General features: G+C 71.0%; 24 protein-coding genes and 1 pseudogene. 7 read left to right on the top strand and 18 right to left on the bottom strand.

The genetic code is table 11. The features are described from left to right. Positions 1 to 38 precede the first annotated feature (38 nt). The gene (locus GEV43_RS05960) at positions 39 to 1,022 is read right to left on the bottom strand and encodes an amino acid ABC transporter permease (protein ID WP_160819818.1); all 984 of its coding nucleotides are present in this window, start codon (positions 1,020 to 1,022) and stop codon (positions 39 to 41) included. 4 nt (positions 1,023 to 1,026) lie between these two features. Beyond that, entirely contained in the window at positions 1,027 to 1,938 is a 912-nt protein-coding gene (locus tag GEV43_RS05965) for an ABC transporter substrate-binding protein (RefSeq protein WP_309239475.1), read from the bottom strand. Between the two features lie 405 nt (positions 1,939 to 2,343). Between GEV43_RS05965 and GEV43_RS05970 the strand changes: the two genes are divergently transcribed. After that, positions 2,344 to 3,534 (top strand): NADP-dependent malic enzyme, encoded by a 1,191-nt coding sequence (locus GEV43_RS05970; RefSeq protein ID WP_160819819.1) that lies wholly within the window; start codon positions 2,344 to 2,346, stop codon positions 3,532 to 3,534. Between the two features lie 286 nt (positions 3,535 to 3,820). Then, entirely contained in the window at positions 3,821 to 4,447 is a 627-nt protein-coding gene (locus GEV43_RS05975) for an ABATE domain-containing protein (RefSeq protein ID WP_160819820.1), read from the top strand. Positions 4,448 to 4,464: 17 nt separating this feature from the next. Here the strand turns inward: GEV43_RS05975 and GEV43_RS49510 are convergent. Beyond that, a pseudogene (locus GEV43_RS49510) lies at positions 4,465 to 4,791 on the bottom strand (S24 family peptidase); the annotation flags it as partial. Between the two features lie 192 nt (positions 4,792 to 4,983). Between GEV43_RS49510 and sodN the strand changes: the two are divergent. From sodN to GEV43_RS05995, 3 genes are all read left to right on the top strand, one after another. Beyond that, positions 4,984 to 5,385 (top strand): superoxide dismutase, Ni, encoded by a 402-nt coding sequence (sodN, locus tag GEV43_RS05985; RefSeq protein ID WP_309239476.1) that lies wholly within the window; start codon positions 4,984 to 4,986, stop codon positions 5,383 to 5,385. A 176-nt stretch (positions 5,386 to 5,561) separates the two neighbouring features. Then, on the top strand, positions 5,562 to 6,977 hold the full coding sequence (locus GEV43_RS05990) for a M1 family metallopeptidase (RefSeq protein WP_160819823.1): 1,416 nt from the start codon (positions 5,562 to 5,564) through the stop codon (positions 6,975 to 6,977). A 21-nt stretch (positions 6,978 to 6,998) separates the two neighbouring features. Further along, a complete protein-coding gene (locus GEV43_RS05995; protein WP_160819824.1) occupies positions 6,999 to 7,469 on the top strand; it encodes a GNAT family N-acetyltransferase in 471 nt (156 codons plus the stop codon). Between the two features lie 4 nt (positions 7,470 to 7,473). Here the strand turns inward: GEV43_RS05995 and GEV43_RS06000 are convergent, their stop codons facing one another. Next, complete coding sequence (locus GEV43_RS06000; protein ID WP_160819825.1) at positions 7,474 to 7,734, bottom strand: hypothetical protein; 261 nt, start codon at positions 7,732 to 7,734, stop codon at positions 7,474 to 7,476. Positions 7,735 to 7,924: 190 nt separating this feature from the next. Here GEV43_RS06000 and GEV43_RS06005 point away from each other — a divergent pair, with 190 nt between their 5' ends. Next, a complete protein-coding gene (locus GEV43_RS06005) occupies positions 7,925 to 8,602 on the top strand; it encodes a hypothetical protein (RefSeq protein WP_160819826.1) in 678 nt (225 codons plus the stop codon). A 744-nt stretch (positions 8,603 to 9,346) separates the two neighbouring features. On the opposite strand, the gene GEV43_RS06010 is transcribed toward GEV43_RS06005, so the two are convergent. From GEV43_RS06010 to GEV43_RS06075, 14 genes are all read right to left on the bottom strand, one after another. After that, on the bottom strand, positions 9,347 to 9,511 hold the full coding sequence (locus GEV43_RS06010; protein ID WP_160819827.1) for a hypothetical protein: 165 nt from the start codon (positions 9,509 to 9,511) through the stop codon (positions 9,347 to 9,349). A 25-nt stretch (positions 9,512 to 9,536) separates the two neighbouring features. After that, the gene (locus GEV43_RS06015) at positions 9,537 to 10,148 is read right to left on the bottom strand and encodes an HNH endonuclease signature motif containing protein (RefSeq protein ID WP_160819828.1); all 612 of its coding nucleotides are present in this window, start codon (positions 10,146 to 10,148) and stop codon (positions 9,537 to 9,539) included. After that, the gene (locus GEV43_RS06020; protein ID WP_160819829.1) at positions 10,145 to 10,861 is read right to left on the bottom strand and encodes a DUF222 domain-containing protein; all 717 of its coding nucleotides are present in this window, start codon (positions 10,859 to 10,861) and stop codon (positions 10,145 to 10,147) included. The genes GEV43_RS06015 and GEV43_RS06020 overlap by 4 nt, the downstream gene beginning before the upstream one ends. A gap of 535 nt (positions 10,862 to 11,396) precedes the next feature. After that, the gene (locus tag GEV43_RS06025) at positions 11,397 to 12,350 is read right to left on the bottom strand and encodes an enolase C-terminal domain-like protein (RefSeq protein WP_241682800.1); all 954 of its coding nucleotides are present in this window, start codon (positions 12,348 to 12,350) and stop codon (positions 11,397 to 11,399) included. Between the two features lie 296 nt (positions 12,351 to 12,646). Then, positions 12,647 to 15,817 carry a glycoside hydrolase family 38 C-terminal domain-containing protein gene (locus GEV43_RS06030; RefSeq protein WP_160819830.1) on the bottom strand — a complete coding sequence of 1,057 codons (3,171 nt, stop codon included), beginning with the start codon at positions 15,815 to 15,817 and terminating at the stop codon, positions 12,647 to 12,649. Between the two features lie 30 nt (positions 15,818 to 15,847). Then, a complete protein-coding gene (locus GEV43_RS06035) occupies positions 15,848 to 16,681 on the bottom strand; it encodes a carbohydrate ABC transporter permease (protein ID WP_160819831.1) in 834 nt (277 codons plus the stop codon). 1 nt (position 16,682) lies between these two features. After that, positions 16,683 to 17,672: a carbohydrate ABC transporter permease gene (locus GEV43_RS06040; RefSeq protein ID WP_160819832.1), complete on the bottom strand. Its 990-nt coding sequence runs from the start codon at positions 17,670 to 17,672 to the stop codon at positions 16,683 to 16,685. Between the two features lie 7 nt (positions 17,673 to 17,679). Then, positions 17,680 to 18,957: an ABC transporter substrate-binding protein gene (locus tag GEV43_RS06045; RefSeq protein ID WP_241682801.1), complete on the bottom strand. Its 1,278-nt coding sequence runs from the start codon at positions 18,955 to 18,957 to the stop codon at positions 17,680 to 17,682. 265 nt (positions 18,958 to 19,222) lie between these two features. After that, on the bottom strand, positions 19,223 to 19,921 hold the full coding sequence (locus GEV43_RS06050) for a FadR/GntR family transcriptional regulator (protein WP_160819833.1): 699 nt from the start codon (positions 19,919 to 19,921) through the stop codon (positions 19,223 to 19,225). A 41-nt stretch (positions 19,922 to 19,962) separates the two neighbouring features. Beyond that, positions 19,963 to 21,027, bottom strand: coding sequence for an alpha/beta hydrolase (locus tag GEV43_RS06055; protein ID WP_241682802.1), 1,065 nt, complete (start codon positions 21,025 to 21,027; stop codon positions 19,963 to 19,965). Between the two features lies 1 nt (position 21,028). Further along, the gene (locus GEV43_RS06060; protein WP_160819834.1) at positions 21,029 to 22,261 is read right to left on the bottom strand and encodes a DUF5005 domain-containing protein; all 1,233 of its coding nucleotides are present in this window, start codon (positions 22,259 to 22,261) and stop codon (positions 21,029 to 21,031) included. Between the two features lie 187 nt (positions 22,262 to 22,448). Next, positions 22,449 to 23,303, bottom strand: coding sequence for an SDR family NAD(P)-dependent oxidoreductase (locus GEV43_RS06065; protein WP_160819835.1), 855 nt, complete (start codon positions 23,301 to 23,303; stop codon positions 22,449 to 22,451). Further along, on the bottom strand, positions 23,300 to 24,361 hold the full coding sequence (locus tag GEV43_RS06070; protein WP_160819836.1) for a DUF4432 family protein: 1,062 nt from the start codon (positions 24,359 to 24,361) through the stop codon (positions 23,300 to 23,302). The genes GEV43_RS06065 and GEV43_RS06070 overlap by 4 nt, the downstream gene beginning before the upstream one ends. A gap of 10 nt (positions 24,362 to 24,371) precedes the next feature. Next, entirely contained in the window at positions 24,372 to 25,166 is a 795-nt protein-coding gene (locus tag GEV43_RS06075; RefSeq protein WP_160819837.1) for a phytanoyl-CoA dioxygenase family protein, read from the bottom strand. Between the two features lie 147 nt (positions 25,167 to 25,313). Between GEV43_RS06075 and GEV43_RS06080 the strand changes: the two genes are divergently transcribed. Then, on the top strand, positions 25,314 to 26,294 hold the full coding sequence (locus tag GEV43_RS06080; RefSeq protein WP_160819838.1) for a sugar kinase: 981 nt from the start codon (positions 25,314 to 25,316) through the stop codon (positions 26,292 to 26,294). Positions 26,295 to 26,368: the final 74 nt, after the last annotated feature.

Raw genomic sequence — 26,368 nt, forward strand, 5'->3', positions numbered from 1 at the left:
CGCGCCCTCGCGGGCGTCGTCCACCGGCTCGTTCCCGCTCATGAGGCGCCTCCTCCTCCGCCGCCGAATCCGATGCCCCTGACCCGCAGCCGCCCGCGCTGCCGCGCGTCGCCCTGGCCGGCGGCGCCGCGGGCGAAGTGCCGCTCGATGAAGTACTGCCCGACCAGCAGCACGCTGGTGATGGCCACGTACCATCCGACGGCCGCGACCAGCATCGGGAACGGGTGGAAGGTGCGGTTGCCGACCGCCTGGAGGCGGAAGAACAGTTCGTTGGTGACCGGGACGAACGCGACGAGCGAGGTGTCCTTGAGCATCGCGATCGTCTCGTTGCCGGTCGGCGGGATGATGACCCGCATCGCCTGCGGCAGCACCACCCGCCGCATGATCCGCAGCCGGGACATGCCGAGCGCCGCCGCCGCCTCGCTCTGGCCCGGGTCCACGGACATGATGCCCGCGCGGACGATCTCGGCCATGTACGCCGCCTCCGACAGCGCCAGCGCGAGCAGGCCCGCCATGAACCCGGTGAGGAACGTGCGGGTGTTGATGCTGAACAGCGTCCCGTCGATGTCGACGCCGAGCAGGTCGGCGAGCTGCGCGTCGAACGGCAGCCCGAACTCGACCTTGGCGTACAGGATCGCCATGTTGCCGAACAGGATCGCGAGGACCAGCCGGGGCGCGGCGCGGAAGAACCAGGTGTAGAGCCACGAGGTGCCGCTGACCAGGGGGTTCGGCGACAGCCGCATGACCGCGAGCACGGCGCCGAGCAGGATGCCGATCACCATCGCGAAGACGGTGAGCAGCACGGTGGTCCGCACGCCCTCGACGATGTTGGGCCGGAACGCGTTGTCGACGATGAACGACCAGTCGAACGCCTTGTTCGTGACCAGCATGTGCACGAACATCGCGGCGAGCACGAGCAGGACGACCGTGGCGACCCACCGGCCGGGGTGCCGGACGGGCACGGCCTTGATGGCCTCCGGCCGTGCCCGCTCCGGCTCCCCGCTCTTGGACAGATCGGTCATGGGATCAGGGGTTGATCTTCGAGGTGGCGATCGAGCCAGAGGTCAGGCCCCACTTGGACGCGATCTGCTTGATGGTCCCCTCTGCGATCAGCGCCTGCACCGCGCCCTGCACGGCCTGCGCGAGCTGGGTCTGGTCCTTCTTGACGACGATGCCGTAGTCGAACGCGTCGTACGGCTGGCCGAGCGTCTCGAGCTGGCCGTTCAGCTTCTTGACGGCGTACTGGACGATCGTGGCGTCGGCGAGCATCGCGTCGTCCTTGCCGGAGGTGACCGCGGTGGTGGCCTGGTCCTGCCCCTGGTACGGGTCGACCGAGATGGCCGGCTTGCCGGCCTTCTTGCAGGCCGCCTGGCGCTTCGGGATGTCCACGTCGGCCTGGGTGGTGGCCTTCTGCACCGCCACCTTCTTGCCGCACGTGTTCTCGATGTCGATCTTGGCGGGGTTGCCGCTCTTGACCAGCCAGTGCGTGCTGCCCTGGAAGTAGCTCACCATGTTGACCTGCTTCTCGCGGTCGGCGTTGATGGTGAACGAGGAGATCGCGGTCTCGGTCTTGCCCGACTGGACGCCCGGGATCACCGAGTCGAACGGCGCCGGGGTGAACGCGGCCTTCAGGCCGAGCTTGGCGGCGACCGCGCTGATCACGTCGGTGTCGAAGCCGATGACGGTCTTGTTGTCGGTGTCGAGGAACTCCATCGGCGCGTAGGTGGGGTCCGTGCCGACCGACAGGGTGCCGTCGGCCTTGACGTCGGCGGGGACCTTCGCGGCGAGGGCCTGGTCGGCGCCCGTCTTCGAGGTGACGCTGGCGGTCGGCTCGGCCGAGTCGTCCTTCTTCTCGCCGCAGGCCGACAGCGCGAGGGCGCCCGTCAGCACGAGTGCGCTCGCCGCGACGGCGCGGCTGCGCAGAGAACCGGTGATCACAGGTCCCCCTCCAGGTGGTTCGGTGGATCCGGGCAGATCCGAGGTCAAGAGCACATTTTGGCGCACACGTGGCGTGATCTGGATTAAGGCTCCGAAACAATCGGACAACAAGGAAGCCCGGCTACGGACGTCCCGATCACCCGGCGGACGGTGCGCGCACGGCCCGCCGCGCACCGTGACGGCCCGGGGCCGGCCGCGCGGCGGCCGCCGCGGACCGTGACGGCCGGGGGCGGTCACGTGACGGCCGCCACCGTCCCGTCCCCGGGCCGCCGGTACCGCATGTGGCACAATCGGACAACGGGTGACCCCCGTACGTCGCGAGATGTCCACCAGGTGACCGGCCACCAGACCACACCACCGCGGCGGCATCGCCCGCAAGCCCATCTTTCACTGACAGGGGTCGCTGTGGCTGCTGAGCCCATTCCCACCGAACCGCTCTCCCTCGATGACGATCCGGCGTTCCCGCTGCACCGCGGCGGGAAGCTGGAGGTCCGCTCCACCATCCCGGTCCGCAACGCCGACGATCTCTCCCTGGCCTACACCCCGGGCGTCGCGCGGGTCTGCACCGCGATCGCCGACAACCCCGAGCTCGCCTACGAGTACACCTGGACCTCCAAGGTCGTCGCCGTCGTCACCGACGGCACCGCCGTGCTCGGCCTCGGCGACATCGGCCCGGCCGCGTCGATGCCCGTGATGGAGGGCAAGTCGCTGCTGTTCAAGGAGTTCGCCGGGGTCGACTCGGTGCCGATCGCGCTCGACACCACCGACGTGGACGCGATCGTCGAGACCGTGGTCCGGCTGGCGCCGAGCTTCGGCGGCATCAACCTGGAGGACATCAGCGCGCCGCGCTGCTTCGAGATCGAGGACCGGCTCCGCGAGGCCCTGGACATCCCCGTCTTCCACGACGACCAGCACGGCACGGCCATCGTCGCGCTCGCGGCGCTGAAGAACGCCGCCCGCCTGACCGGCCGGCCGCTGTCGGACCTGCGCGCGGTCGTCGCGGGCGCGGGCGCGTCCGGCATCGCCGTCTCGCAGATCCTGATCGAGGCGGGCATCGGCGACATCGCCCTGTCCGACAGCAAGGGCCTCATCCACGAGGGCCGCGACGGGCTCAACCCGGTCAAGGAGCGCATCGCCGCGATCACCAACCGGACCCGCCGCACCGGCTCGACCGAGGAGGCGCTGCGCGGCGCCGACGTGTTCATCGGCCTGTCCGGCAGCACCGTGCAGGAGTCGTGCGTCGCGACGATGGCGCCGGACGCGATCGTGTTCGCGCTGTCCAACCCCACCCCCGAGGTGCACCCCGAGGTGGCCCGGCGGCACGCGCGCGTCGTCGCCACCGGCCGCAGCGACTTCCCCAACCAGATCAACAACGTGCTGGCGTTCCCCGGCATCTTCCGCGGCGCGCTGGACGTGCGGGCGCACTCGATCACCGAGGGCATGAAGCTCGCCGCCGCCGACGCGCTGGCCGGGATCGTCGGCGACGACCTCACCGCCGACTACGTGATCCCCGGGCCGTTCGACGCGCGCGTCGCGCCCGCCGTGACCGCCGCCGTCGCCGAGCAGGCGCGCCGCGAGGGCGTCAACCGGATCTGACCGCTCGAACGGACGGCCCCGGCCGCTCGAACGCCGGTTACGGCCCGTGCTCCCCGCCCCGGGGTCACGGGCCGTAACCGCGCGGGCGGACGGATGACGCGTCAACGACCATGAAACCTCCGCCGGTTCGGTCCCATGACGATCAATTTGTCGGCCCATGGTCGACGCGACCGCACAATATTTCATATCGTGCCCCAAGCCGCATGCCGGAACCAGGTGTAATCCTCGGCATAGGGGAATGACGCTAACGATTCGCACGAACAGGTCGAGTCCGTTGGGAGCGCCCGTGGACCTCTCCTCCTACGCAGACCTGGCGATCGAACTCGTGAACACCCGGGGCCCCGCCGGCGACTCCCTCCGGGACCTCGAAGGGCTGCACGCGCTGCTCGTACGCCGTCCGCATCTCGGCGGCCGCCTCGGCCACCGCGACCTCGACGCCATGCGCGCGCTGCGCGAGCAGCTGCACGCCGTCTTCCTCGCCGCCGCCCGCGGCGACGAGGAGGACGCGATCGAACGCCTCAACGCGCTGCTCATCCACCATCCGATCCATCCGCAGCTGTCCGCCCACGACGGGCTGCGCCCGCACCTGCACCTGAACGAGGGCGGATCGATCCCCGACCGGTACGCGGCGCGCGCCGCGATGGGCCTCACCGTCAAGGTCGGCGAGCACGGCCTGGACCGGCTCGGGATCTGCCGGGCCGCCGGCTGCGGCCGCGTGTTCTTCGACACCACCGCCAACCGTTCGCGGCGCTACTGCTCCGACCGCTGCGCCGGGCGGCCGAGCGTCGCCGCCGCGAGCCACCCTCCCCACCCGCGCGTCTCCGCCGAGCTCGAACGGCCCCGTCCGGACGGGCTGCCCGAGCTGAGCGGGCGCGGCGGCGCGAGCAGGGCGAACCGGCCGAACGGCCAGTAGCGCGCCACCACGCGCCCCTCGACGAGCCCGTCCGGCACGGCGCCGAAGTCCCAGCTGTCCTGCCGGCCGGGCGCGCCCTGGTTGTCGCTCTCCAGCCACCAGCCGCCCGCCTCGCGGTGCGCCGCGCGCTTGACGACGAGCAGCCCGTCCCGCCGCGGATGGCGCGCGACCACGAGGTCGCCGGGCGCGACGCGCGCCCCGTTCAGCACCAGCAGCCAGTCGCCGGGCCGCAGCGCGGGCAGCATCGACGCGCCCTCGACCTCGACCGCGCGCAGCCGCCGCACGAGCGCGTGACCGCCCGCCGCCGCGCCGATGACCAGCAGCGCCGCCGTTCGACCCCGCATTGACACTCCTTTGCCCGCCTTATCGCATAGTCCGCCGTCCAGCGGTGAGAACACGCCGGAGGGGCGGCATCCGGGCCGTACCGGTTGGGGGCCTAGGCCGAATTACCGAGCGCCCTGGGCGTACGGCCCCGAGGCCACAAGAGTAATGTCGGTGGCCTGAGCATGATCCGTAACGAGGGAAGGGAAACGCAGGTGCTCGTCAACCTTCTGCGTCCGAAGACCACGGTCTCCGCGCACTGCGACCTGCCGTGCGGCGTCTACGACCCGGCGCAGGCCAGGATCGAGGCCGAGTCGGTCAAGGCGATCGCGGAGAAGTACGCCGCCAACGAGGACCCGGAGTTCCGGGCCCGCGCCATCATGATCAAGGAGCAGCGCTCCGAGCTGGTCAAGCACCACCTGTGGGTGCTGTGGACGGACTACTTCAAGCCGCCGCACTTCGAGAAGTACCCGCAGCTCCACACGCTGTTCAACGAGGCGACGAAGCTCGCGGGCGCGTCCGGCACGAAGGGCAGCGTCGACGTGAAGACGGCCGACGAGCTGCTCAACAAGATCGCGGAGATCGACAAGATCTTCTGGGAGACCAAGAAGGGCTGACCGCCCGACGGATCAGGGGCGCCCCGCACCGGCGGGGCGCCCCTGACCCATGTCGGGCCCCGGCGCGCGCGGGGGCCCGCGGCCGTTTCGCGCCGTGTCCAGGTGCGGAAGAACTGCTGACAACGCCGGGCAAGGCGTGATCTTCTATGCCGCGTCGGTCACAGAGAGGATGATCCATGCCCCCCAGGATCCGATCCACCCGCACCGTCGCGACGCTGACGGCGACGGCCTGCCTGCTCGTCCCGGCCGTTCCCGCCGCCGCCTCCGGCGGCCACGGCTACCGGCCCGGCTCCCCCGGCCTCGGCGACGCGTACTTTCCCGAGGAGGGGAACGGCGGCTACGACGTCGGCCACTACGACCTCGCGCTCGACTACGACCCGGCGTCCAACGCCCTGGTCGCGACCGCCAAGGTCAAGGCGCGCGCCACTCAGGACCTCTCGCGCTTCAACCTCGACCTGAAGCAGCTCACCGTGAAGAGCGTCCAGGTCGACGGCAGAAAGGCCGGCTTCTCCCGCAAGGGGCAGGAACTGACCGTCACCCCGGCCAGGGGCCTGCGCAAGGGCACTCGCTTCACCGTCACGGTCGCGTACTCCGGCACCCCGAAGCCGATCTCGCGGCCCGACCTCGGCACGTTCGGCTGGATCAAGACGCCGGACGGCGCGTACGTGGTCAGCGAGCCGGACGGCGCGTCGACGTGGTTCCCGAGCAACGACCACCCGCTCGACAAGGCGACCTACACCTACCGCGTGACCGTTCCGAAGGGCACGCAGGTGCTGTCGAACGGCGTGCCGGGCGGCGAGAGCACCCGGGGCGGCAAGTCCACGTTCATCTGGAACGAGCGCTCCCCGATGGCCAGCTACCTGGCCATGCTCGCGATCGGCAAGTTCCAGGTGGCCAAGGGCCGCACCGCGAGCGGCATCCCGGTCATCACCGGCGTCGCGCCGAACCGCGCGGACGAGCTGAAGCCCATCCACCAGGGCACGATCGACGCGATCGACTGGGAGGAGAAGGTCTTCGGCAAGTACCCGTTCGCGTCCACGGGCGGCATCCGGGTCGGCGTGGACGTGGCGTTCTCGCTGGAGACCCAGAGCCGTCCGATCTACGGCTACCAGCCCGACACCCCGACCATCGTGCACGAGCTGTCGCACCAGTGGTTCGGCGACAGCGTCAGCGTGGCGCGCTGGAAGGACATCTGGCTCAACGAGGGCTTCGCGACGTACGCCGAGTGGCTCTACAACGAGCAGCACGGCATCGAGACCGCGCAGCAGACGTTCGACTACCTCTACAACCAGCCGTCCACCTGGAAGTACTACAACGACCTGTGGCTCAACCGGAAGACGGGCGACCCGGGACGCGACGAGCTGTTCGAGATCACCGCGTACTACCGGGGCGCGATGACGCTGCACGCGCTGCGCGGGCGGATCGGCGACAAGGCGTTCTTCGCCCTCATCAAGGCGTGGACGAAGGCGCACCGCGACGGCAACGTCACCACGCGGCAGTTCATCGCCCTCGCGGAGAAGATCTCGCACAAGGACCTCGACGGCCTGTTCCACACCTGGCTCTACACCCAGACCAAGCCGGTCAAGTGGTGACGCCCCGATAACCTGGCAGGCATGATCCGGCCCGCGACCCCTGACGACGTCCCGACGATCCTCCGCCTGATCCGCGACCTCGCCGAGTACGAACGAGCGCTCCCCGAGGCCAAGGCGACGGAGGGGGATCTGCGGGAGCACCTGTTCGGAGCCGAGCCGAAGGTCTTCGCCCACGTGGCCGAGCACCAAGGCGAGGTCGTGGGGTTCGCCCTCTGGTTCCTCTCGTTCTCGACCTGGATCGGCCGCCACGGCATCTACCTCGAAGACCTCTACGTGGCCCCCGCCGCCCGGGGCGGCGGCCACGGCAAGGCCCTGCTCACCGAGCTCGCCCGCATCGCCGACGAACGCGGCTACGGCCGCGTCGAATGGGCCGTCCTCAACTGGAACACCCCCGCCATCGGCTTCTACGAGTCGCTCGGCGCCCGCCCCCAGGACGAGTGGACCGTCTACCGCCTCACCGGCGACGCCCTCACCGACACGGCCCGTTCCTGAGCGTTCACACATACCGCCCCGCCATCACGACCCGCTCACCGCACCGCTGGCACCGGTAGGTCTCCCCGACCTCGACGTTGGCGTTGACGGGCCACTTCTTGTGGCAGTTGGAACACCGCGCGAACCGGTGCCCGCAGTCGGCGCACCGGTACATGTTGGCGATGTGGTCGGCCACGAACACCTTGCCGACCTTCCAGCCCCGAACGGGATTCCTGACGATCCGGACGACCTGCCGCCCGGCCCGCCCGACATCGCTGGCCTTCATGTCCTTGCTGCCACACCTGGGACACTTCATGTGACGGAACCCCGCGCTTCCGGGAGCCATGACCGGCAATATCCACTGCGCCCACCCCAGGCAGCTCGAACGTACACCGCGCGCCACACAACCACGACCACCCGCCACAGCACTATCCCCAACCAGCCACCCACAACCCGCACTGAGTGGGAGGAACGACATGGGAGCCGAGCCCTGGACGTACTTCGTTCCCTTTCAGGAGGACATCGCAGCCGCGATGTCGGCCCTACGGGAACGGGAATTCGCCGATGTGCTCCAGTCCACCGACTGGCCGGACGAGTGGCGCCGCCCCACCAGCATCGAGGACTACCGGAACCTGCTGGACGAGACAGCCTCCAACGACAACGGCATCCTCGAACTCGACGACCGGCTGATCGGCCCCGGTGGCGAGGACGAATACCGCGCCGTCCGCCTGCTGGCGTCCGAGGAGGTCCGCATCTTCTTCGGCACCGACCGCCCCACGCGGAACGACTTCGAACGCACATACGCCTCCGCGAGCACAGGACGCCACTACAACGCCTTTCCCAGCCAACCCTCCCTTGCCCGCCCGACTGCCCGCACGCCCTTCACCCGACAGAAGGGCATTGCGCTCGCTGCACCGTCCTGCATGATCCGGAGGGCCGACCGACGGAAATCGTCTTCTGGGGTTCCTCAGGCGATTGAACGGCTGAAGGTTCAGCGCGGAGACGCACTGCCCGATGTGGAGAGTGCCGCGGGCCCCCGATCTGCTTTCGCGGTTGCAGGCAATCAGGTCAAAGGACGACCGGTCCCGCCGCTGGCTGGGGAGCGGGCGGGTCGCTTTGTTGCTGGTGGGTGTTCGTGTGGTTGTTGGGGGTGAGCGCTTTGGGTGGTTGGGAGGGATGGGTACGGGGAGCAGAGTGGAGCGCAGCCGTCCGGTCGGGGTTTGCTTTGTTGAAGCTGTTCGGGAAGGTAATGCGCGGCTGGTTGGGCTTGATGGGGTGTGGGGTGGGAGTGCCGTGCTGCCGCAGGCGTTGCGGCTCTTTCGGGACGTGAGCCGTACGGTCCGAGCCGGGGCATATGACGTTCGGGTCGAGAGGGATTTGCTGGCCGCTGCGGGGGAAGCCGGGGAGATCGCCGCGTGGCTGGCGTACGACGCGGATCGGCCTGCCCTGTCGCGACGTCTCGTTCGGGATGCGCTGGTTTTTTCGCGGAGAGCCGGTGACCGTGACATGGAACGCTTCCAGCTCACCCATCTAGCGATGCATGCCACCTATGTGCGGCGCGCCGCCGAAGCTGTGCGGATCACGGACTGTGCGTTGGGAGTAGCGCAGCCGGCGCGGGTGGGGCGTTGTTCGAGATCCGGCGGGGCCGGGCGCTCGCGCAGTTGGGTGACGAGCGCGGGGCGCTCCTTGCGTTCGGCAGGGCCGGGCAGGTGTTGGGCGAGAGTGTCGGTTCGCGGGATCCGCAGTGGACGTGGTGGCTCGACGCTACGGAACTGGCCAGGCATCGGGCCGTCGCGTACGGGCACCTGGGGCGCTGGGACTTGGCTATACCGCTCCAGGAGCAGATTGCGGCGGACGGGGGCCTTTACGCGGGCCTCGATCTCGTTCTGCTGTTGAACTCATTGGTTCAGGTGCGCGAATGGCGGCGGGCGGAAGAGGTGATCGCCGCATTCGATGGCCGCGCTGTGCGCCGAGGACGGACGGCGAAACTGCTGCGCGTCGTCTGCGAACGGATCGTCCGGGATGGCGAGGCACCGTCCGTGATTTCCGATGCCGCACAGCACCTGCGCGTTTTGGAGGGTTGGGAACTCACTGGCGTTCGGGGCGGACTATGTGCCAGGCACCCGAAGGGGTCGTCCAGACCAGGAGTCCGGGCCAGATTTGATGCAGCCTCCAGCCGGGGCTTTGTTTGGTGCGATGGTGCCGCCTGCACACCGGGGCGAGGTTGCATCTGCATGTGATTCCTGGGGTCCCGGGTCTCCAGGCTCTCGTATGGTCCAGGTCGCAGCGCCGGGACGGCTGGTTGCAGGTCGGGAACACGCAGGTCGCGTGCCTGGCCTCGATCTCGCGGCGGAGTTCCGCTGGAGGCCGGTAGCTCGGGTGCCCGTGCTGGGGCTCGTTGCCCTGGCAGAGTCCGTCGCGTTGCGCGGCGACGTCGTCCTGGATCTGCCGGACGGCGCGTCCGATCAGCCTGGGCAGTTCGTTCACGCGACGGCCAAGGCGCGCGTCGTGGCGGACGCGGTGCAGCCGTTCGTCGATGGTCTCCGCGAGGGTCTCGACCTCGGTCTCCACCGGCGCGGCGGCGGGAGCGACGTCGCTCTGCTCCCCTGGCTCGGCCTGCGCTTGGACGAGGACGGCGCGTACGGCGTCCGGCAGTACGGCCCCGTTCAGCAACCCTTTGGCCAGGTCGGCGCGGATCATGTCCAGGGGCCGGTCGTCGCCGTCGCCCTTGAGACCTCGCGCGGCGGCCGAGATCTTGTTGAAGATGGCGTGGGCGTCCTCGGCGGGCAGGTCCAGCAGGGACAGGTTCCCGACGCCCGTACCGGTCTCCCAGACCTCCAGCCGCCGTCCCTGAACGGTGTCGCGAGTCCGCTGCCGCGCGGCATCGGGGCGAGCCTTCCGATGATGCGCTTGAGGCGTCGGCGGAGCTGGCCTGTGGTCTGCTCGGCCGCCTTGTCGAGGACGGCGGCTTCGGCTCGTTCGGCGATGCCATCGGGCAGGTCGTCGGACAGATCGCAGATCACGCGGGCCTTGGCGAGATCGATGCGTCCGGCCGCCAGCGCTTCACCGGTGGCGGGCAGATCGGTCGACAACCGCTCGGCGACGTGCACCAACGTGGCGGCGGCATTTCCTGTGACAGCCAGAGCGACCGCGATTTCTTCAACGACCGATTCGTGTGCGGTCAGGACACGGTAGTCGGGGTCGCCGTCCGCTTCGGCGGCAATTCGACGGCGACGCAATTCGGCGATGGCCTCCAGCTCGCGAGCCTGGGCACGGGCGGCCTGCCGATGAGCCGCGGAGACGGCCGCGACCAATTCGGCGTCGTCCAACTCCCCGAACTCCCCCACACAGCGCAACGCCACTGCGTTCTCCGCTGCCATCACCATTGCCACCGCCATGATCTCACCCCCCATCTAACTCTCCGCCACCAACCACTCACAGTTTATTCGACCACACAAGAAAGGGCAAACGACATATCAGACAGAATCCAATTCTGTCCAACATTCTCTATGCAGCCGGCCCGCCGTTCCACAGGCCGGCCGTTCCGCCAGCCCGCCCGAAAGAAGAAAGCGGCCAGCCGCCGCAACCTTGCGCAGCCTCCAGCTCCACAGGAGAAAGCAGTAAGCCCAGCCAACGCCTTTCCCGAGCCATCCCCACCGCCCCCTGCCCACTCCCTTCCTAGCTGCCCGCTTTTCACCAAGCCCAGCCACGTGACCACCGCAACACAAACAACAACCTCAGCCACGCACCCCAACCCGTCAGAAACTCACCAGCATCAACCGATCACGTGCACCAACCCGACTCACCAAAACCAGCCTCGCCCCCGTTACAGCGGCCCTGCTCCACCAACTCCAACACCACCCAACCCCCGCCGCCACCCCTCCCCCGCCGCGCCGCCACCTTGAAGGCGCCCGCCCCCCAATGACAACGCGACGGGGGGTCACCTCATCACCCAATAGGAATCAGTGGCGAATCCGGATCGGCCCATCGCTCATTGGGAACGATCGGGTACCAGCCAGGCCGGCTCGGGTCGCGGTCGTACGGATAGTCGCCCACCTCTCGGTAATGCTCGGCATACTCGGCGACCTTGTCACGGTCCAAGGAGACACCCAGGCCAGGCCCCTGCGGAACGGCGATCCTTCCGTTTTCATAAGGCAGCTTTCCGCCCTCGATCACGTCATCCGACAAGTGGTGGTAGTGCGCGTCCGCCGCGTATGTGAGGTTGGGCAGGACGGCTCCCAGGTGGAGCATGGTGGCCAACTGGATGCCCAGTTCTCCCGAGGAGTGGACGGCGAGTCCGAGTTGGAACGTCTCGCACACTCCGGCCGCCTTGATGCACGGACGGATGCCGCCCCAGAACGTGGTGTCGAGCAGGACCACATCCGCTGAACGACGCAGGACATTCGCGGCCAGTTGTTCGAAGTTCACCACAACCGTATTCGTGGCCAGAGGAACGTTCACGCGTTCGCGGACCGCGCGGAGGCCCTCCAGACCGAGGACCGGGTCTTCGAGGTAGTCGTTGTCCAGATCCTCGATGGCCTTGCCGAAGCGCAGCCCTTCGTCCAGGCTCAGTACCGCGTTGGGGTCGTAGCGCAGGCGGTCGCCCGGGAACGCCTCCGCCAAAGCCCGATAGCACTCAAGTTCGTGCGACGGCGGGAACACGCCGCCCTTGAGTTTGTGGACGCTGAATCCGTGTTCCTTCTTCAACGCGCGGGCGTGCTCGACCAGTTGCTCGGGGGTCCGGACCTCCGGGACGGCGCCGCCGGGCCCAGGGTTGCGGAAGAAGAGGTACGAGGCGAACGGCACGCTGTCCCTGATCCGGCCGCCCAGCAGGTCGTACGCGGGGACGTTCAGGTGCTTGCCGATGAGGTCGACGCAGGCGAACTCGATGGCGGCGAGCATCTGCGTCCGGTTGTTGTAGAGGCTCGCGGTCGGATTCGCGATCTTGAAGCGGAGGGCCTCCAGCTCGAACGGGTCGTGCCCCTCCAGGTAGGGCGCGAGGGCCTCGAACGCGACCTCGGCGCTCTGCCCCCGCCGCCCATCTCCCCCAGGCCGACCAGGCCGTTGTCGGCCTCGACCTCCACGATCGTCCGGACGAACCGGCCCCAGTGGGCGCCGTTGCTGTGCAGCAGCGGGGCTTCGAGGGGGACGGCGACCGTGGTGGCCCGGATATCGGTGATCTTCATATGTGGTTGTCCTCAGCGCTTGTTGGTGACGGCCGCGACCCGCTTGATGGTGACGGCCGCGACCCCGCGCGCGGGAAGGCGGACCGTCGTGGCGCCGTCCTCGACGGGGAGGTCGCGGGCGTCCCGTTCCAGGCCGGCGCTCGCCGCCGCCGCGGTCATGCCGGGCACGCGCAGCCCGGCGTCGACCGGGCTCGCGGCCAGGGACTGGAGCCGTACGACCAGGTCGGCGGGGTCGTGCCGGGAGCGGCCGACGGACGTGACCTGCACGTCGGGGTCGTCGACCTCCAGGAAGGCGCCGGACGCGGCGGCGGGCGCGGTCCCGGTCGCGAGCGCCGCGACGAACGGGTCGGTCAGCCCGGCGGCGGTGGAGGCGCCCAGGCGGTGGCCCTGCTCGGCGGCGGCCGAGGAGAGGGCGTAGCGGAACGTCGTCTCGCCGCTCTGCTGGGACGGGAAGTTGGTGTCCCAGATGTTGTTCAGCGCCCAGGAGTAGACCGTGCCGTCCTCGACGTCGAGCGTCGGGGGGAACGGCGCGTACGGCATGTGGATCGAGCCGAACTGCACGAGGGGCGCCTCCAGCGTCGCCCACGCGACGGTCAGGCCGGGCTCCTCGAACGCGACCCAGTGCCGGATCGGCCGCATGTGCTCGGCCGAGCCCGGCACGCTCGGGACGTGCGTACCGCCGACGCCGCCGGTCAGCTCCCACGCGGCGGGCGGCCCCTGCACCGCGAACGGGAACGCGAAGAACACCGCCTCCTTGGTGGCGGTCGGCTGCTTGCCGAGCTGGTAGCGGATGTCGAGGCGCGGAACGCCCGCGTACAGGTCGAGCGTCACGCGCAGCCAGTCGACGCCCTTGCCGCGCAGCTCGACGACGAGCCGTTCGCCCGCGGGGGTGCGTTCGCGGCGGGTGACCGTGGCGTGGGTGCCGATCGCGCGGTCGCCGAGGAGCGTGGTGTCGTGGACGAGCACGTGCCCGGACAGGTGGTTGTGGTGGGGCGCGGTCGCGTACCGGTCGTAGACGTACTGGCCGAAGCCCGCCACGGCGTCCGGGTTCACGAGCTCGCGGCCCGCGGCCTTGTCGAAGACCGAGGCGAGGTGGCCCTCCTCGACGTCGAACGCGACGCGGTAGAACTCGTTCTCGATCGTCGCGTCCCTGGTGTCCAGAGCCTCCGCCTCCCGCCCCGTCACGCGGCCGCCGCCGGACTCGCCCTCGGGCACGGCCTCCGCGGCGGGGACGACGTCCACGCGGACGTGGCCGAGGCCGGGGACGTCCGGCAGGACGGCCTCCAGGTGGCGGCCGATGGGGCGGGTGGGCCACTCGTCCGGGTCGACCTCCTCCTCGCGGTGCGGGACGCGCTCGCCGGTGCGGGCGTCCACCAGGGCGATCGGGACGTCCACGGCGACGACGTCGCGCGGCAGGAACGCGCGGGCCACGTCGGTGCGGGCGGCCGTGCCGGGGTTCACGACGACGAACGACGCGAGGGCCTCCGGCGCGGGGCCGAACGTGGCGCCGAGGCGGCCGGCGCCCGCCTGGAGCAGGTCGAGCGCGTCGTCGTGGGCCTGGTAGCCGACCTGCGACTTGCGGGTCCACTGGAGGCCGCCGGAGTCGCCGCCCTCCTCCGCGTCCTCCCACGGGTTCGCGGCGCCCCAGGTGTGCTCGTCGAACAGGGCCGCGAGGTCGTACGCGGCGTCGACCGACGCGGACGCGCCGGTGCTCTCGCCCGCGCGGTCGTCGGCGACGGCGTGCAGGGTCTCGGCGGCGCGCAGCACGTTCTGGGCGCGCCGGACGTAGCCGAGGGGGCGGGCGCCGGAGCCGAGGCCGTCGGCCCACCAGTCGGTCCAGTCGCCCTCGTGGGTCTGGAGGCGGTCGCCGTGATGCTCCTCGACGTACTCGAAGAAGTCGGCGTTGGTCGCCATCCGCAGCCGCGGGTAGGCCCACGTCTCGTTCCAGCGCAGCGCGATGTCGGCGGGGACGAGCGAGGGGCCCGCGTTGTCGGCGTGGGCGCCCTGGACGCGCAGGTGGACGGCGTCGAGCGCGTCGGGGTCCTTGGCGGCGCCGACCTGGCCGGGCGCGGCGTACCAGCCGAACGTGCCAGGCCCGTACGGGTAGGGGCGGTCGGCGAGGGAGCCGAGGTAGCGCGGCAGCAGGTCCTCGGCCAGGTCGTAGCCGTCGACGAGGCCGACGGTGTTGCCCTCCATGTACGCCATGCCGTGCGGGGTGTCGGTGAACCACACGATCAGCTCGCCGCCGCCCGGCGAGCGCCAGCGGAACGGGCGGCCGAGCCTGTCGCCGCCGGTGATGTACGGCACGGACCGTCCGGCCCAGTTGTGCGCGGCGGCCAGGTAGCGGACGCCGGCGGCGTTGAGCGCGTCCACGACGCCGACGACGGCGCCGGGGATGTCGGTGTGCATGGCGGAGCGGACGTCGATGCCGTGCCGTTCGCGCAGGTGCTCGGCGAAGCGGAGCTGCCGGTACAGCTCGTCGGTCGAGCACGCCTCGGTGTGCAGCTGCATGGGGAACGCGGTGACCTCGATGTTCCCGGCGCGGGCGCGTTCCTCGAACTCGGCGACCAGCTCGCGCGGCCGGGTCGCGAGCCAGCGCAGCGCGGGCATCGACGACTCCACCGACCAGCGGAAGCGCGCGTCGTCCGGGCGGCCGTCGGTCTCGCGGGCGAGCCGCAGCGCGGCGTCGAGGTAGTCGAGGTGGTGGCGCAGGACGGTGCCCTGCGTGTCGGTGTAGCCGATGTCCAGGTGGGAGTGGTGGACGACGAACACGTTCCACTTGCGCTGCGGCGCGACGTCCAGCGGCGCGGCGCCGACGAGGTCGCCGCCGGCGGTGCGCACCTCCAGCGTGAACCGGCGCGTCTCGTCCACCTCGGGAACGAGCAGCGTGGCGACCCCCTGCGCGCCCGCGCGGGCGCCGGCGGCCACGCTCGTGGTGCCCTCGGCGACGGCGCCGCCGGCGTCCTTGAGCGCGACGCCGAGCCGTTCGGAGCCGGTCACGGTGATCCGGACGGCCTGGAGCAGGGCGCCCGAGGCGTCCCTCTTGAACAGCGGCAGGACGGCGGCGCGGACGGCGAGGCCGCGCACCGCGAGCACCTCGGTGGAAGTGTCGCGGCGCAGGGCGTCGCGGATCCCGTCGTAGTCGGGCGAGCCGAGGCTCGCCTGTAGCAGACGACTCGTCATCGGAAGCCGTCTCCCCCTCTCTGGTGGGTACTAGAACTGGGCGAGCGTGAGCCCGCGGGTGAACAGCCGCTGCGTCACCAGGAACAGCACGACGGTCGGGAGCGACACGACGAGCCCGGCGGCGAGCGCGATCGGCACGGGCGTCCCGGCGTACACGTCGGTGGTGAGGGCCGACAGCTCGGCCCACACCGGCCGGACGGTCTCGGTCTGCGAGAGCGTGAGGCCGAACAGCAGGTCGTTCCAGACGTAGGTGAACTCCAGGATGAACACGGCGGCGAGCGCGGCCGACGACAGCGGCAGGTAGATCCGCCAGAAGATGCGGAACGTGGACGCGCCGTCCATCCGGGCCGCCTCGTAGATCGAGACCGCCATGTTGCCGAAGAAGTTGCGCATGACCAGGGCGGCGAGCGGCACGTTGATCGCGGTGTAGACCAGGATCAGGCCGAGCCGGTTGTCGTACAGCGAGACCTTGCTGTAGCCGATGAACAGCGGGACCAGCAGCATCTGGAACGGCACGACGGTCCCGGCGAAGATCACCACGAACCAGGCGAAGCCGTGCCTGAGCCGCAGCACCACGATCGCGTACCCGGCGAGCGCGCCGACGAGGACGGCGAGGGCGGGGGCGACGATGCTGTAGAGGCCGGTGCTGAGGAGGGTGTCGCCGACGTTCGTCCGGTCCCACGCCTCGCCGATGTTGTCGAACAGGCCCAGCTTCGACGGCGGCTTCACCGCGTCGGACGGGTCGTAGTCGGTCGCCGGGCGGACCGCGTTCGCCACGATCAGGTACGTCGGGAACAGCCAGACGAGGCCGAGGACGACCAGCAGCGTGCGGCGCGCGGCGCCGCTCAGGTCGCGGGCGCGCATGTCAGGTCCCCTCCCGTCCGGCCTGCCTGCGCAGGTAGATGTACGAGGCCAGGCCGGTGATGGTGGTGAGCAGGACGGCGACGGCCGAGCCGTAGCCGTACTCGTCGGCCACGAACACGTCGCGGTACATGGTCACCGCGAGGGTCTCCGACGTCCGCCCGGGGCCGCCCTGCGTCATCACCCAGACGATGTCGAACGTCTTCAGGCTCGCGACCAGCGCCAGCCCGAACACGACCGTGGTCAGCGGGCGCATCAGCGGCCAGATCACGTGCCGGAACATCCGCCAGCCGGACGCGCCGTCCAGCCGGGCGGCCTCGATCGGCGCCTTCGGGATCGACTGGAGCCCGACGACGAACAGCAGCATGTTGACGCCGAGCTGCTGCCACGCCCACACGACGATCATCGCGATCGTGTTGCGCGGGCCGTCCTGGAGGAACTCGGTGTTCCCGCCCGGCATCCCGAGGAACGACAGCACCTGGTTGGCCATGCCTTCCGGCTGGAGGATGAACCCCCAGATCAGGCCGAGGCCCGCGCCGGACATCGCGTACGGCAGCAGGAACGGCAGCCGGAACCACGAGCCGCCCTTCAGGTCGTACGACAGGACGGCGACGAGCAGGCCGAGCCCGACCGGCAGGAGCGTCGTGCCGGCGACCCACAGGAGCGTGTTGCGGATCGAGGTGAGCAGCGCCTCGTCCTCCAGCAGCCGCCGGTAGTTGTCCAGGCCAGTGAACGCGGGCGAGCCGAGCCCGTCGTACGTGGTCAGGCTGAGGTACGCCGTCCACAGGAACGGCAGGTACAGCAGCACCGCCACGAAGACGAGCGCGGGCGACACGTACAGGAACCGGAACCGGCCGAACAGCGCGAACCGTCCGGCGCGGCCGCGGCCGCGCCCTCCGCCCGGCCCGCCGCGCGCGCGGCCCCGGCCTCCGGGTCCCGATCCCTTGCCCTTGATCACCGGGGCGCGGCCCGGCAGGACGTCGTTGGCTGTCATGGCGGGCTCAGCTTCCGTCCTCGTGGGTCTTCCAGTACTCCTCGTTCACCTTCTGGATCTTCTTGAGCACGTCCAGGTAGGTGCCGGGCTTGCCGAGGAACCCGTCGAAGCCGCTCAGCGCCTCGGTCAGCACGGGCGGCGGCGCGGCCTCGAAGTAGCGCAGCACGAGCCGGTTGCCCGCGCCCCCGGCCTCCTTGGTGATCTTGTCGAGCGCGGGGTCGGCGACCTTGACCTTCGGGTTGCCGGAGACGTCGCCGCGGGTGTTGGCCCACTTCTCCTGCGCGGGCGGCGTCACCCACCACTTGAGGAACTTGGTGCTGGCCTCGCCGTCGGGCGCCTTGCGCAGCGAGCAGAGCGGGCCGCTCTCGAAGACCAGCGAGCGCTTCGGCAGGCTCGGCGCGACGTTCGGCATCATGAAGAAGCCGTAGTCCTTGCCCTGCTTCAGCCCGCGCTGCGTCATGCTCGTGTTGAACCACGTGCCCATCAGCGCCATCGCGGCCTTGCCGGACTTGAAGTGGTCGGCGGGGTCGTTCTTGTCGCCGGGGTTGCTGAAGTAGCCGCCCTCGATCATCGACTTCCACTGCTCCATCACCTTGACCACGCCCGGGTCGGTGTAGGACGCCTGCCCGTTGCTCAGCCGCTCGTAGAGGTCGGGGTCGGTGCCCGCGAGGAGCTGCTCGAACCAGACGAACGAGAACAGCGACGTCGGCGAGGAGTGGTGGAACGGCACCTGGCCCTTCGACTTCAGCGTCTCGGCGGCCTTCATCAGCTCGGCCCAGGTCGTCGGCGGCTTCAGCTTGTACCGGTCGAAGATCTTCTTGTTGTAGAACATGCCCCAGTAGGCGGTGTTCAGCGGCACGCAGTACTGCTTGCCCTTCACCGTGTAGTACTTCTGGAGCGCCGCGCTCAGGTCGCCGCTCTGGACGCCCGCGCGCCAGATGTCGCTGGTGTCGGCGACCTGGTTCTGCTTGACGATCTCCTCAAGGCGGCCGCCGGTCGTCCAGGTGAACAGGTCCGGCTTGACCTTGGTGCGGAACGAGGTCTTGATGAACGCGGTGTAGGTCGGCTCGTCGGTGTAGCCGACCGGCTTCACGCCGAGCCCGTTCTGCTGCTTGGACAGGGCGCCCATCTGCTCGAAGAACGGCGTCCACGCGCCCTTGTCGTTGTAGAGCTTCAGCTCCGACTTCTTCCCGCCGGAGCCGTCTGAGCCGGAGCCGCAGCCGGTGGCGACGAGCAGCGCGCCCATGGTGAGTGCGGTCACCCGCAGTCGCTTCGACGACATCATGGGGGGCCTCCTTGCTTCGGGGTGGGTGCCCTGAGGGATCGAGAGTCGAGATCGGTCGTTCGGGGTGGGTGGTGGGTCGGGGGGCCGCCGGGCGGCTCGGGTCCCCGCCGCCTGGATCGTGCCAAACGGGGCGGACGAACGGGTGGACGAACGGGGTTGCGAACGGGGCGGACGAACCGAGGGGGTGCGGCCGTCGCAGGAGTGGGAGTGGAAGTGGGAGTGGGGCGTGGGAGGGACGGGCGAGCGGGTGGGCGAGCGGGTGGGCTCAGCCCTCCGCGATGCGTTCCTCGATGACGTCCTTGACCTCGGCGAGGTGGGCCCGCATGTGGTCCTCGGCCCCGGGGCCGTCGCCGCGCTCGATGGCGCCGAGGATCGCCCGGTGCTCCTCGTAGTCGCGGGTGCGGTCGTCGAAGATCCGCTGTATCTCGCGCTGCTCGGAGGCGTGCACCGACAGCAGCGAGTCGATGACCTCCTCCAGGACGGAGTTGCCGGCGGCGGTGGCGGCGGCGCGGTGGAACGCCATGTTGGCGTCGTGCAGCCGGTTGTCGTCGCCCGACAGGTGGTGGCTCGCGTCGTCCAGGACGGACCGCAGCCGGTCCAGGTCGGCCGCCTCGGACCGGCGCGCCGCCTGCGCGGCGAGCGGCGGCTCGATCAGCAGCCGGGCGTCCAGGAGCTGGAGCAGCCGGCCGCCGCCGAGGGTGCGGACGTTGGGGTTGGGGATCACGACCCGTTCCAGGTCGGCGCCCACGTAGATGCCCGAGCCGTGCCGGAGCTGGATCGCCCCGGTGGCCTCCAGGCGCCGCAGCGCCTCCCGCAGCGTCGGCGTGGTCACCGCGAACCGCCGCGAGAGCTCCCGGGCCGACGGCAGCCGGTCGCCGGCGCGCAGGCCGCCCGACCTGATCAGCTCCAGCATCCGCTCGGTCAGAGCGTCCGAGAGGCTGGGCCGGGCCACATCCTGGGACATCGCCACCTCACCATCCGAAAGAAGTAAAGTCATCTAATCACTTAGTCGACTGTGATGTCCAGCACCCGGCCGGCACTTCCCAGCGCCTCCCGCAGCGCGCGCCGCTGCTCGGCGAGCGCCCGACGCGCCACCCGCGCCTGAACGACGCCGTCGAACCCGTGGTAGACGCCCGGGACGTGCCGCAGCTCGGTCGGCACCCCGGCCTCGATCAGCCGCCGCGCGTAGTCCAGGTCCTCGTCCCGCAACGGGTCGAACTCGGCCGCGAGCACGTAGGCGGGCGGCAGCCCGCGCAGGTCGCCGGCCCGCGCGGGCGCCGCGTACACCGGCGCGCCGCGACTCGCCGCGTCCGGGGAGCCCTTGAGGTAGTGGCGCCACATGTGGGCGACGTCGCCGCGGTTGAACAGGGGCGGCTCGGTGAACGCCCGCATGGACGGGGTGTCCATGCGGTCGTCCAGGACCGGGTACAGCAGGAGCTGGAACGCGAGCGGCGGGCCGTTCTCGTCGCGGGCGCGCAGGGCGACGGCCGCCGCGAGGCCGCCGCCCGCGCTGCCGCCTCCGACCGCGATCCGGGACGGGTCCGCGCCGAGCTCCGCCGCGTGCTCGTACGCCCAGACCGTCGCGGCGTAGCAGTCGAGGAACCCGGCGGGGAACGGGTGCTCGGGAGCGAGGCGGTAGTCCACCGACACGACCGCGATGCCGTCCGCGGCGATGTCCAGGCAGCGGGCGTGCTCGTTCCCGAGGTCGCCGGTGACGAAGCCGCCCCCGTGGAAGTAGACGAGCACCGGCGAACGGTCGCGTCCCGGCTCCGGGCCGCCTTCCGCCGCCGGGGCGCGGGAGGGGGACGCGCCCGGAGCCCACCGCGGCCGGTAGGTCCGTACCGGGACCGGCGGGGCGCCGGGCGGCCCGGGGACCTCCCGGTCCGCCACTTCGACGCGCTCGTCGGACGCGGGCTCGCTCAGCACGGCGACCAGGTCGCGCATCGCGGCGCGGGCCGCGCCGGGGTCGGCCAGCCCGACGTACGGCATCCCGGTGAGGGCGCCGGCGAGCTCGGGGTCCATGCGGTCGCGCGCTGCGGACGCCGGCCGGGCGGTGGGCTCCGGGTTCATGTCAGCCGCTCACCCGGACGTCGACGTACCGGGCCCGGTAGATGCTGACCTGCTGGTAGTTGTCGTTGTCGATCCCCTTGTCCGGGTCCAGGCTGTTGACGTTGTAGGAGATCACGAGCTTTCCGGAGGTCGAGAGGGACGCGTGCTGGTGGGCGTTGTAGGTGTAGATGTTCTTGTTCCTGTAGTCGCCGAACTCGCCGGTCTCGGGCGTGGTGTACACGGTCTGCTCGCCGCTGAACGGGCCGTCCGCCGAGCACGAGGTCAGCACGTCGATCTCCGCGCCGAACGCGATCTCGGTGTCCTGGTTGACCAGGATGTAGTGCGAGCCGCGCCGCGTGACGCTGAACTCGTTGGAGACGCCGCTCAGCAGCCGGGCCGAGTCGACCTCCTCGGACGACCAGCCGCCGCCCGCGGTCCGGAACTCCCACTCGCCGCGCAGGTCGGTGCCCTTCACCCGCGCCGCGTGCAGGTACTTGACGTTCTTGTTGTCGCTGCCAATGTGGTCCTCGGTGCCGTAGACGTAGGTGTAGCCGCCGTCCTTGAGCAGCGCCGAGCCCCACTGGACGCCCGTCGCCGACGGCATCTCGCGCACCTCGGTCGGCTTGGCGAGCGAGGTGGTCGGGAAGCGCGCGAGGACGTTGCGGGTGAACTTCATGTCCCACGGATTGCCGTTGTCAGGGTCGGGGTCGTAGTACTCGCGGTAGATCTGCTGGACGTCCGAGCCGCTCTGGGTCAGGTCGCCCGCCCAGTACCAGTGCGCGGGCGCGGGCGGCGGCATCGGCTCGACCGGGTCGGCGGCCGGGCCCCGGTGGACCGTGCTGAGCCTGCCCGCGGTGGACTGCACGACGAACGAGTTGTTGAGGAACGGCGTCGTCCCGCCCTCGTCCGTGACGAGCGGCCGCGAGCCGTCCGGGTTGACCTTGCCGAGGAACGTGTCGGAGTAGGCGTAGACGATCCGCCCGTCCGACAGCTTCAGCGAGTAGGTGGAGTCGGCGCCCGTCCAGTCGTCCAGGCGGGTGTTGTCGTTGCCGTAGGCGGTGAACTTGTCGTTCAGAGCGGCGTTCTTCGTGCCCTGGGCGAACGTCGGCGCGGGCTTGCCGGCGCACACCGGCCCGGCGGACGCCCCCGCCTGGGCGTTCGCGGGAACCGCGCCCGTGACGGCGGCGATCCCCGCCGCCGCGAGCGCGGACGCGAGCAGCGCGCGCGCTCGCCTTGAGGGGGTTTTTCCGTGCATGCGAAACCTCCAGCAGAACGGTGAACCTGAACCGGAACCTGGTCTCGGGGGTGGCCCCGGCCTCGGGGTGGCCGAAGAACGGCCGTGACGGCCGGGAGTCGGTCGGCGGACTCGGTCAGCGGGGCAGTGGGTCAGCGGGGCAGTGGGTCACTGAGGCAGCGGGACAGTGAGGCAGCAGGCCAGTGGGTCAGTCGGGGAGGGCGGCCGGGTTGACGGCGAGGAGGCCGCCGTCCACGCGGTGCTCCGCGCCCGTGACGAACGAGGAGCGCGGTCCGGCCAGGAACGCGACGACCTCGGCCACCTCCTCCGGGCGCGCGACGCGGCCGAGCGGATGGGTGCGGCCCCACTCGGCGACCTGCTCGTCCTGGGGCCTGTCGCCGCGGAACAGGTCGGCCGCCCAGCGCAGCATGGGGGTGTCGACCGAGCCGGGGCAGACCGTGTTCGCGCGGATGCCGTCGGCCGCGTGGTCGAGCGCCATCGAACGGGTCAGCGCGTTGATCGCGGCCTTGCTGGCGCTGTACGCGGCGACGCGGGCCTGCGACACGAACGCCTGCACCGACGAGACGGTGACGATCGTCCCGCCGCCGCGCCGGCGCAGTTCGGGCACCGCCGCGCGGCAGGCCAGGTAGACGCCCTTGACGTTGACGTCGAGGACCTCGTCCCAGACCTCCTCGGAGGTGTCCTCGACCGTGCCGTACCGCTGGACGCCCGCGCAGGTCACCACGGTGTCGAGGCCGCCGTACCGGGACACGGCGGTCGCCACGAGGTCCCGCATCGCCGCGGCGTCGGTCACGTCCGCCGTCACGCCGGTGACGTCCGCGCCCGCCGCGCGCAGGTCGCGTTCGGCCTCGCAGACGGCGTCCTCGCCGATCCCGCAGAACGCCACCGCCGCGCCGTCCGCGGCGAGCCGTTCGACGACGGCCCTGCCGATGCCGAGCGAGCCCCCGGTGACCAGGGCGACCTTGCCCGCGAAGTCCCGCCCGCCCGCACCGGGCGCCCCCTGCGCGCCCGCACTCCGGCCGCTGTCCTCGTGCTCCGTCACTGCCGCTCCCTCTCCTCGACCACGCCCGCGCGCAGCCACAGCTTCCTCGTGCCGTACGGGGCGAGGCGGAGCGCGGAGCCGTTCTCGACGGCCGCCGCGAGCCCGTCCGTCGGGTATCCGGCGAACGGCTCCAGCCCCACCACGTACGCCCGGCCCCACCAGGGGTGGTCGACGGTCGCGCCGAGCTCCTGCCAGAGCCACAGGTACGGCAGCACCGCCGCGTCCCAGCGGACCCGCAGGCCGGGCCCCCCGCCCGGGTCGATCACCTCGTAGCGTCCCTCGCCGAGGCCGGTCAGGTAGACGATCTCGCTCGGCGCGCCGCGTTCGGGGACCACGCTGAGGTCCACCGTCCCGCCGCCGTCCGCGGACGGGACGTGCGGCCAGGCGTACGGCCCGCCCTCCCGGACGCGGCGCCGCCCTCCCGGGCCGATCGCCTCCGGATGCGGGACCACCTCGGCCCCGGCGGGGAGCCTGATCCGGTGCCCCGGCCGCAGGAACGGCGCGCCGAACACGATGTGGTGCCCCCACATCACCTCCAGCGGCACGCCCGCCTCGTTCTCCAGCTCCTCCTCGACGACCAGCTCGGCCTCGCCGGAGCGGAGCCGGAACGTCTTGGCCAGGCGCAGCGGCATCCGGCGGCCCCGGACGGTCAGCCTGACCGCGACCTCACCCGCGTCGTCGGCCACGATGTCCGCGTCCCACGGCAGGCTCGCGACCTCGCCGTGCTGCGCGAGCGCGGCGCCCCGGTAGGAGGAGGGCGCGCCGCCGTTCGGGAGCACCTCCTGCCAGCCGCCCTCGTAGTGGTCGAGGAACGCGGCGGTGTCGTCGGACGCGCCGCCCGCCACGTCGCGCGGGTTGCGGAGCCCGTCCGGCGACAGCCACACGAAGTCGGTGTCGCTGGGCTTGTGGCAGAACTCGGCGACGTCGCCGCCCTTGCCCGCCAGGACGGTGACGCGCAGCAGCTCGTTCTCCAGGACCACGGCGCGCAGTCCGGCCCAGGTGATCTCGTGCACGCGGGCGCCCCAGTTGCGGGCGGGGCGATGGCGTCGGTACGTCACGCGCGGTCCCCTACGCCCAGTCCTCGCAGCCGCGGAACGGCATGTGCAGTCCCTCGACGTAGCGCGGGCGCGGCTGGTACTCGTTCACGCCCGGCTCGCCGCGCAGCAGCAGCGCGCTCGGGTACGGCAGCGGCTCCTCGATGATGCGGGTGGAGGTCGGGATGTAGCGGATGGTGAGGCCGCAGCGCCGGTACGGCGAGTCGTTCGCCTCGCTGCCGTGCATGATGTTCGGGTGGTGGACCTCGACGTCGCCCGGCTCCAGGACCAGGTCGGCGGCCTCCGACTCGTCCACCCCGGCGGCGCTCTCCACGCCGAAGACCGCGCCCGCGTCGCCGCGCTCGCGGACCTCGTGGAGCACCTCCTTGTGGCTGCCGGGGATGACGCGCAGGCAGCCGTTCTCGGGCGTCGAGCGGTCCACCGCGAGCCAGAGCGTCACGACCCGCATCGGGTCGAGCGGCCAGAACGCGCCGTCCTGGTGCCACAGCACGGGCTTGCCGGTGAACGGCGGCTTGGAGATGTAGGCCGACGCGAACAGCGCGATGTCGGGGCCGACGAAGCGCTGCGCCACGTCGAGCAGGCGGTCGTCGGAGACGAGCCGCACCCAGAACGGGTCCTTGGCGACCAGGTCGTGCGACAGGTCCTCGCCGGTGCGGTCGGGGTGGCGCTCCTGGAGCCAGCGGACGTGCCGGTCGGCCTCCTCGATCAGCTCCGCGTCCAGCACGTTCCTGAAGATCGCGTATCCGTCGGTCTCGTAGCGCCGCATCGGGTCTGCGTCGAAGGCGGGGCGGTCGGTCGGCGCCTGCATGGCGGCCCTCCTTGGTGGGTGTCCCTCGCGGGTGTCGGCACGGACGGCGGGGCGCGGCCTGTGGACCACGGCACCCGCAGTCTTAGTCATCAGATCACTTGCTGTCTAGATGTATCGTCGAGCGGAGCGACGAGATTTTGGAGCCCCATGGCCGCTCTGGAGACGATCGGAAGGCGCGCACCCGCCCGGGTCGCGCTCATCGGCGAATGCATGATCGAACTGAGTCACGTGGCGCCCGACCGGCTCGCCGTCGGCTACGCGGGCGACGTCTTCAACACCGCCGCCTACCTGGCGCGCGACGCCCCGCCCGGCGCGGTCGACGCGCAGTTCGTGACGATCGTGGGCGACGACCCGTACAGCGAGCGGATGCGCGCCGCGTGGGCCGAGCACGGGGTCGGCGCGGCGCACGCGCTCGCCCGACCCGGAGGCCAGGCCGGCCTCTACCTGATCCGCACCGACGAGCACGGAGAGCGGACATTCCACTACTACCGGTCGCAGTCGGCGGCGCGCGGCCTGTTCGGCCCCGCCCACCCGGACTCGGTGGACGACGCGATCGCCGACCACGACCTGGTCTACCTGTCCGGGATCACGCTGTCGATCCTGACGCCGCCCGCCCGCGACCGCCTGCTCGGCGTGCTGGACGAGACGCGCCGCCGGGGCGGGCTCGTGGCGTTCGACGGCAACTACCGGCCGTCCGGATGGCCCTCCCCGGCCCTCGCGGCGGCGGCGATGTCGGCGGTGCTCGCCCGCACGGACGTGGCGCTGCCGACGCTGGCCGACGACCGCGCGGTCTTCGGCGACGCGTCCGCCCGCGACTCGGTCCGGCGGCTCCGCGCCGCCGGGGTCGGCGAGATCGTCGTCAAGGTCGGCGAGCAGGGCTGCGTCGTCGCGGACGCGGAGAACGCCGAGGCGGTCCCCGCGGTCCGGGGCGCCCGGGTGATCGACACCACGGCGGCGGGCGACTCGTTCAACGGCGGCTACCTCGCGGCCCGGATCGGCGGAGCCCCGCCGCGCGCGGCGGCCGAGGCCGCCAACCGCCTCGCGGCCCGCGTCATCGGGCATCGCGGCGCCCTGCTGCCGCCGCCCCGGCGGTCCCCGGAGGCCGCCGCCGCCGCGAGCGAAAGGTGACCATTTTCTCCGTTGAAGAACGTTTAGCGAGCTTTCTGTCTCGTCAGCGCGGACATTGGTGCGAAAGCCACGCG

Origin of the sequence: Actinomadura sp. J1-007, from assembly GCF_009793335.1 — a bacterium.
Taxonomy (GTDB): domain Bacteria; phylum Actinomycetota; class Actinomycetes; order Streptosporangiales; family Streptosporangiaceae; genus Spirillospora; species Spirillospora yumaensis.

What these genes read in the sequence shown, in the direction of transcription:
- GEV43_RS05960 (WP_160819818.1), bottom strand. Translation starts at nt 1,022, where the DNA reads ATGACCGATCTGTCCAAGAGCGGGGAGCCGGAGCGGGCACGGCCGGAG.
- GEV43_RS05990 (WP_160819823.1), top strand. Translation starts at nt 5,562, where the DNA reads ATGCCCCCCAGGATCCGATCCACCCGCACCGTCGCGACGCTGACGGCG.
- GEV43_RS05995 (WP_160819824.1), top strand. Translation starts at nt 6,999, where the DNA reads ATGATCCGGCCCGCGACCCCTGACGACGTCCCGACGATCCTCCGCCTG.
- GEV43_RS06000 (WP_160819825.1), bottom strand. Translation starts at nt 7,734, where the DNA reads ATGAAGGCCAGCGATGTCGGGCGGGCCGGGCGGCAGGTCGTCCGGATC.
- GEV43_RS06005 (WP_160819826.1), top strand. Translation starts at nt 7,925, where the DNA reads ATGGGAGCCGAGCCCTGGACGTACTTCGTTCCCTTTCAGGAGGACATC.
- GEV43_RS06015 (WP_160819828.1), bottom strand. Translation starts at nt 10,148, where the DNA reads ATGATCCGCGCCGACCTGGCCAAAGGGTTGCTGAACGGGGCCGTACTG.
- GEV43_RS06020 (WP_160819829.1), bottom strand. Translation starts at nt 10,861, where the DNA reads ATGGGGGGTGAGATCATGGCGGTGGCAATGGTGATGGCAGCGGAGAAC.
- GEV43_RS06025 (WP_241682800.1), bottom strand. Translation starts at nt 12,350, where the DNA reads ATGCTCGCCGCCATCGAGTTCGCCTGCGTCGACCTCATCGGCAAGCAC.
- GEV43_RS06030 (WP_160819830.1), bottom strand. Translation starts at nt 15,817, where the DNA reads ATGACGAGTCGTCTGCTACAGGCGAGCCTCGGCTCGCCCGACTACGAC.
- GEV43_RS06035 (WP_160819831.1), bottom strand. Translation starts at nt 16,681, where the DNA reads ATGCGCGCCCGCGACCTGAGCGGCGCCGCGCGCCGCACGCTGCTGGTC.
- GEV43_RS06040 (WP_160819832.1), bottom strand. Translation starts at nt 17,672, where the DNA reads ATGACAGCCAACGACGTCCTGCCGGGCCGCGCCCCGGTGATCAAGGGC.
- GEV43_RS06045 (WP_241682801.1), bottom strand. Translation starts at nt 18,957, where the DNA reads ATGATGTCGTCGAAGCGACTGCGGGTGACCGCACTCACCATGGGCGCG.
- GEV43_RS06050 (WP_160819833.1), bottom strand. Translation starts at nt 19,921, where the DNA reads ATGTCCCAGGATGTGGCCCGGCCCAGCCTCTCGGACGCTCTGACCGAG.
- GEV43_RS06055 (WP_241682802.1), bottom strand. Translation starts at nt 21,027, where the DNA reads ATGAACCCGGAGCCCACCGCCCGGCCGGCGTCCGCAGCGCGCGACCGC.
- GEV43_RS06060 (WP_160819834.1), bottom strand. Translation starts at nt 22,261, where the DNA reads ATGCACGGAAAAACCCCCTCAAGGCGAGCGCGCGCGCTGCTCGCGTCC.
- GEV43_RS06075 (WP_160819837.1), bottom strand. Translation starts at nt 25,166, where the DNA reads ATGCAGGCGCCGACCGACCGCCCCGCCTTCGACGCAGACCCGATGCGG.
- GEV43_RS06080 (WP_160819838.1), top strand. Translation starts at nt 25,314, where the DNA reads ATGGCCGCTCTGGAGACGATCGGAAGGCGCGCACCCGCCCGGGTCGCG.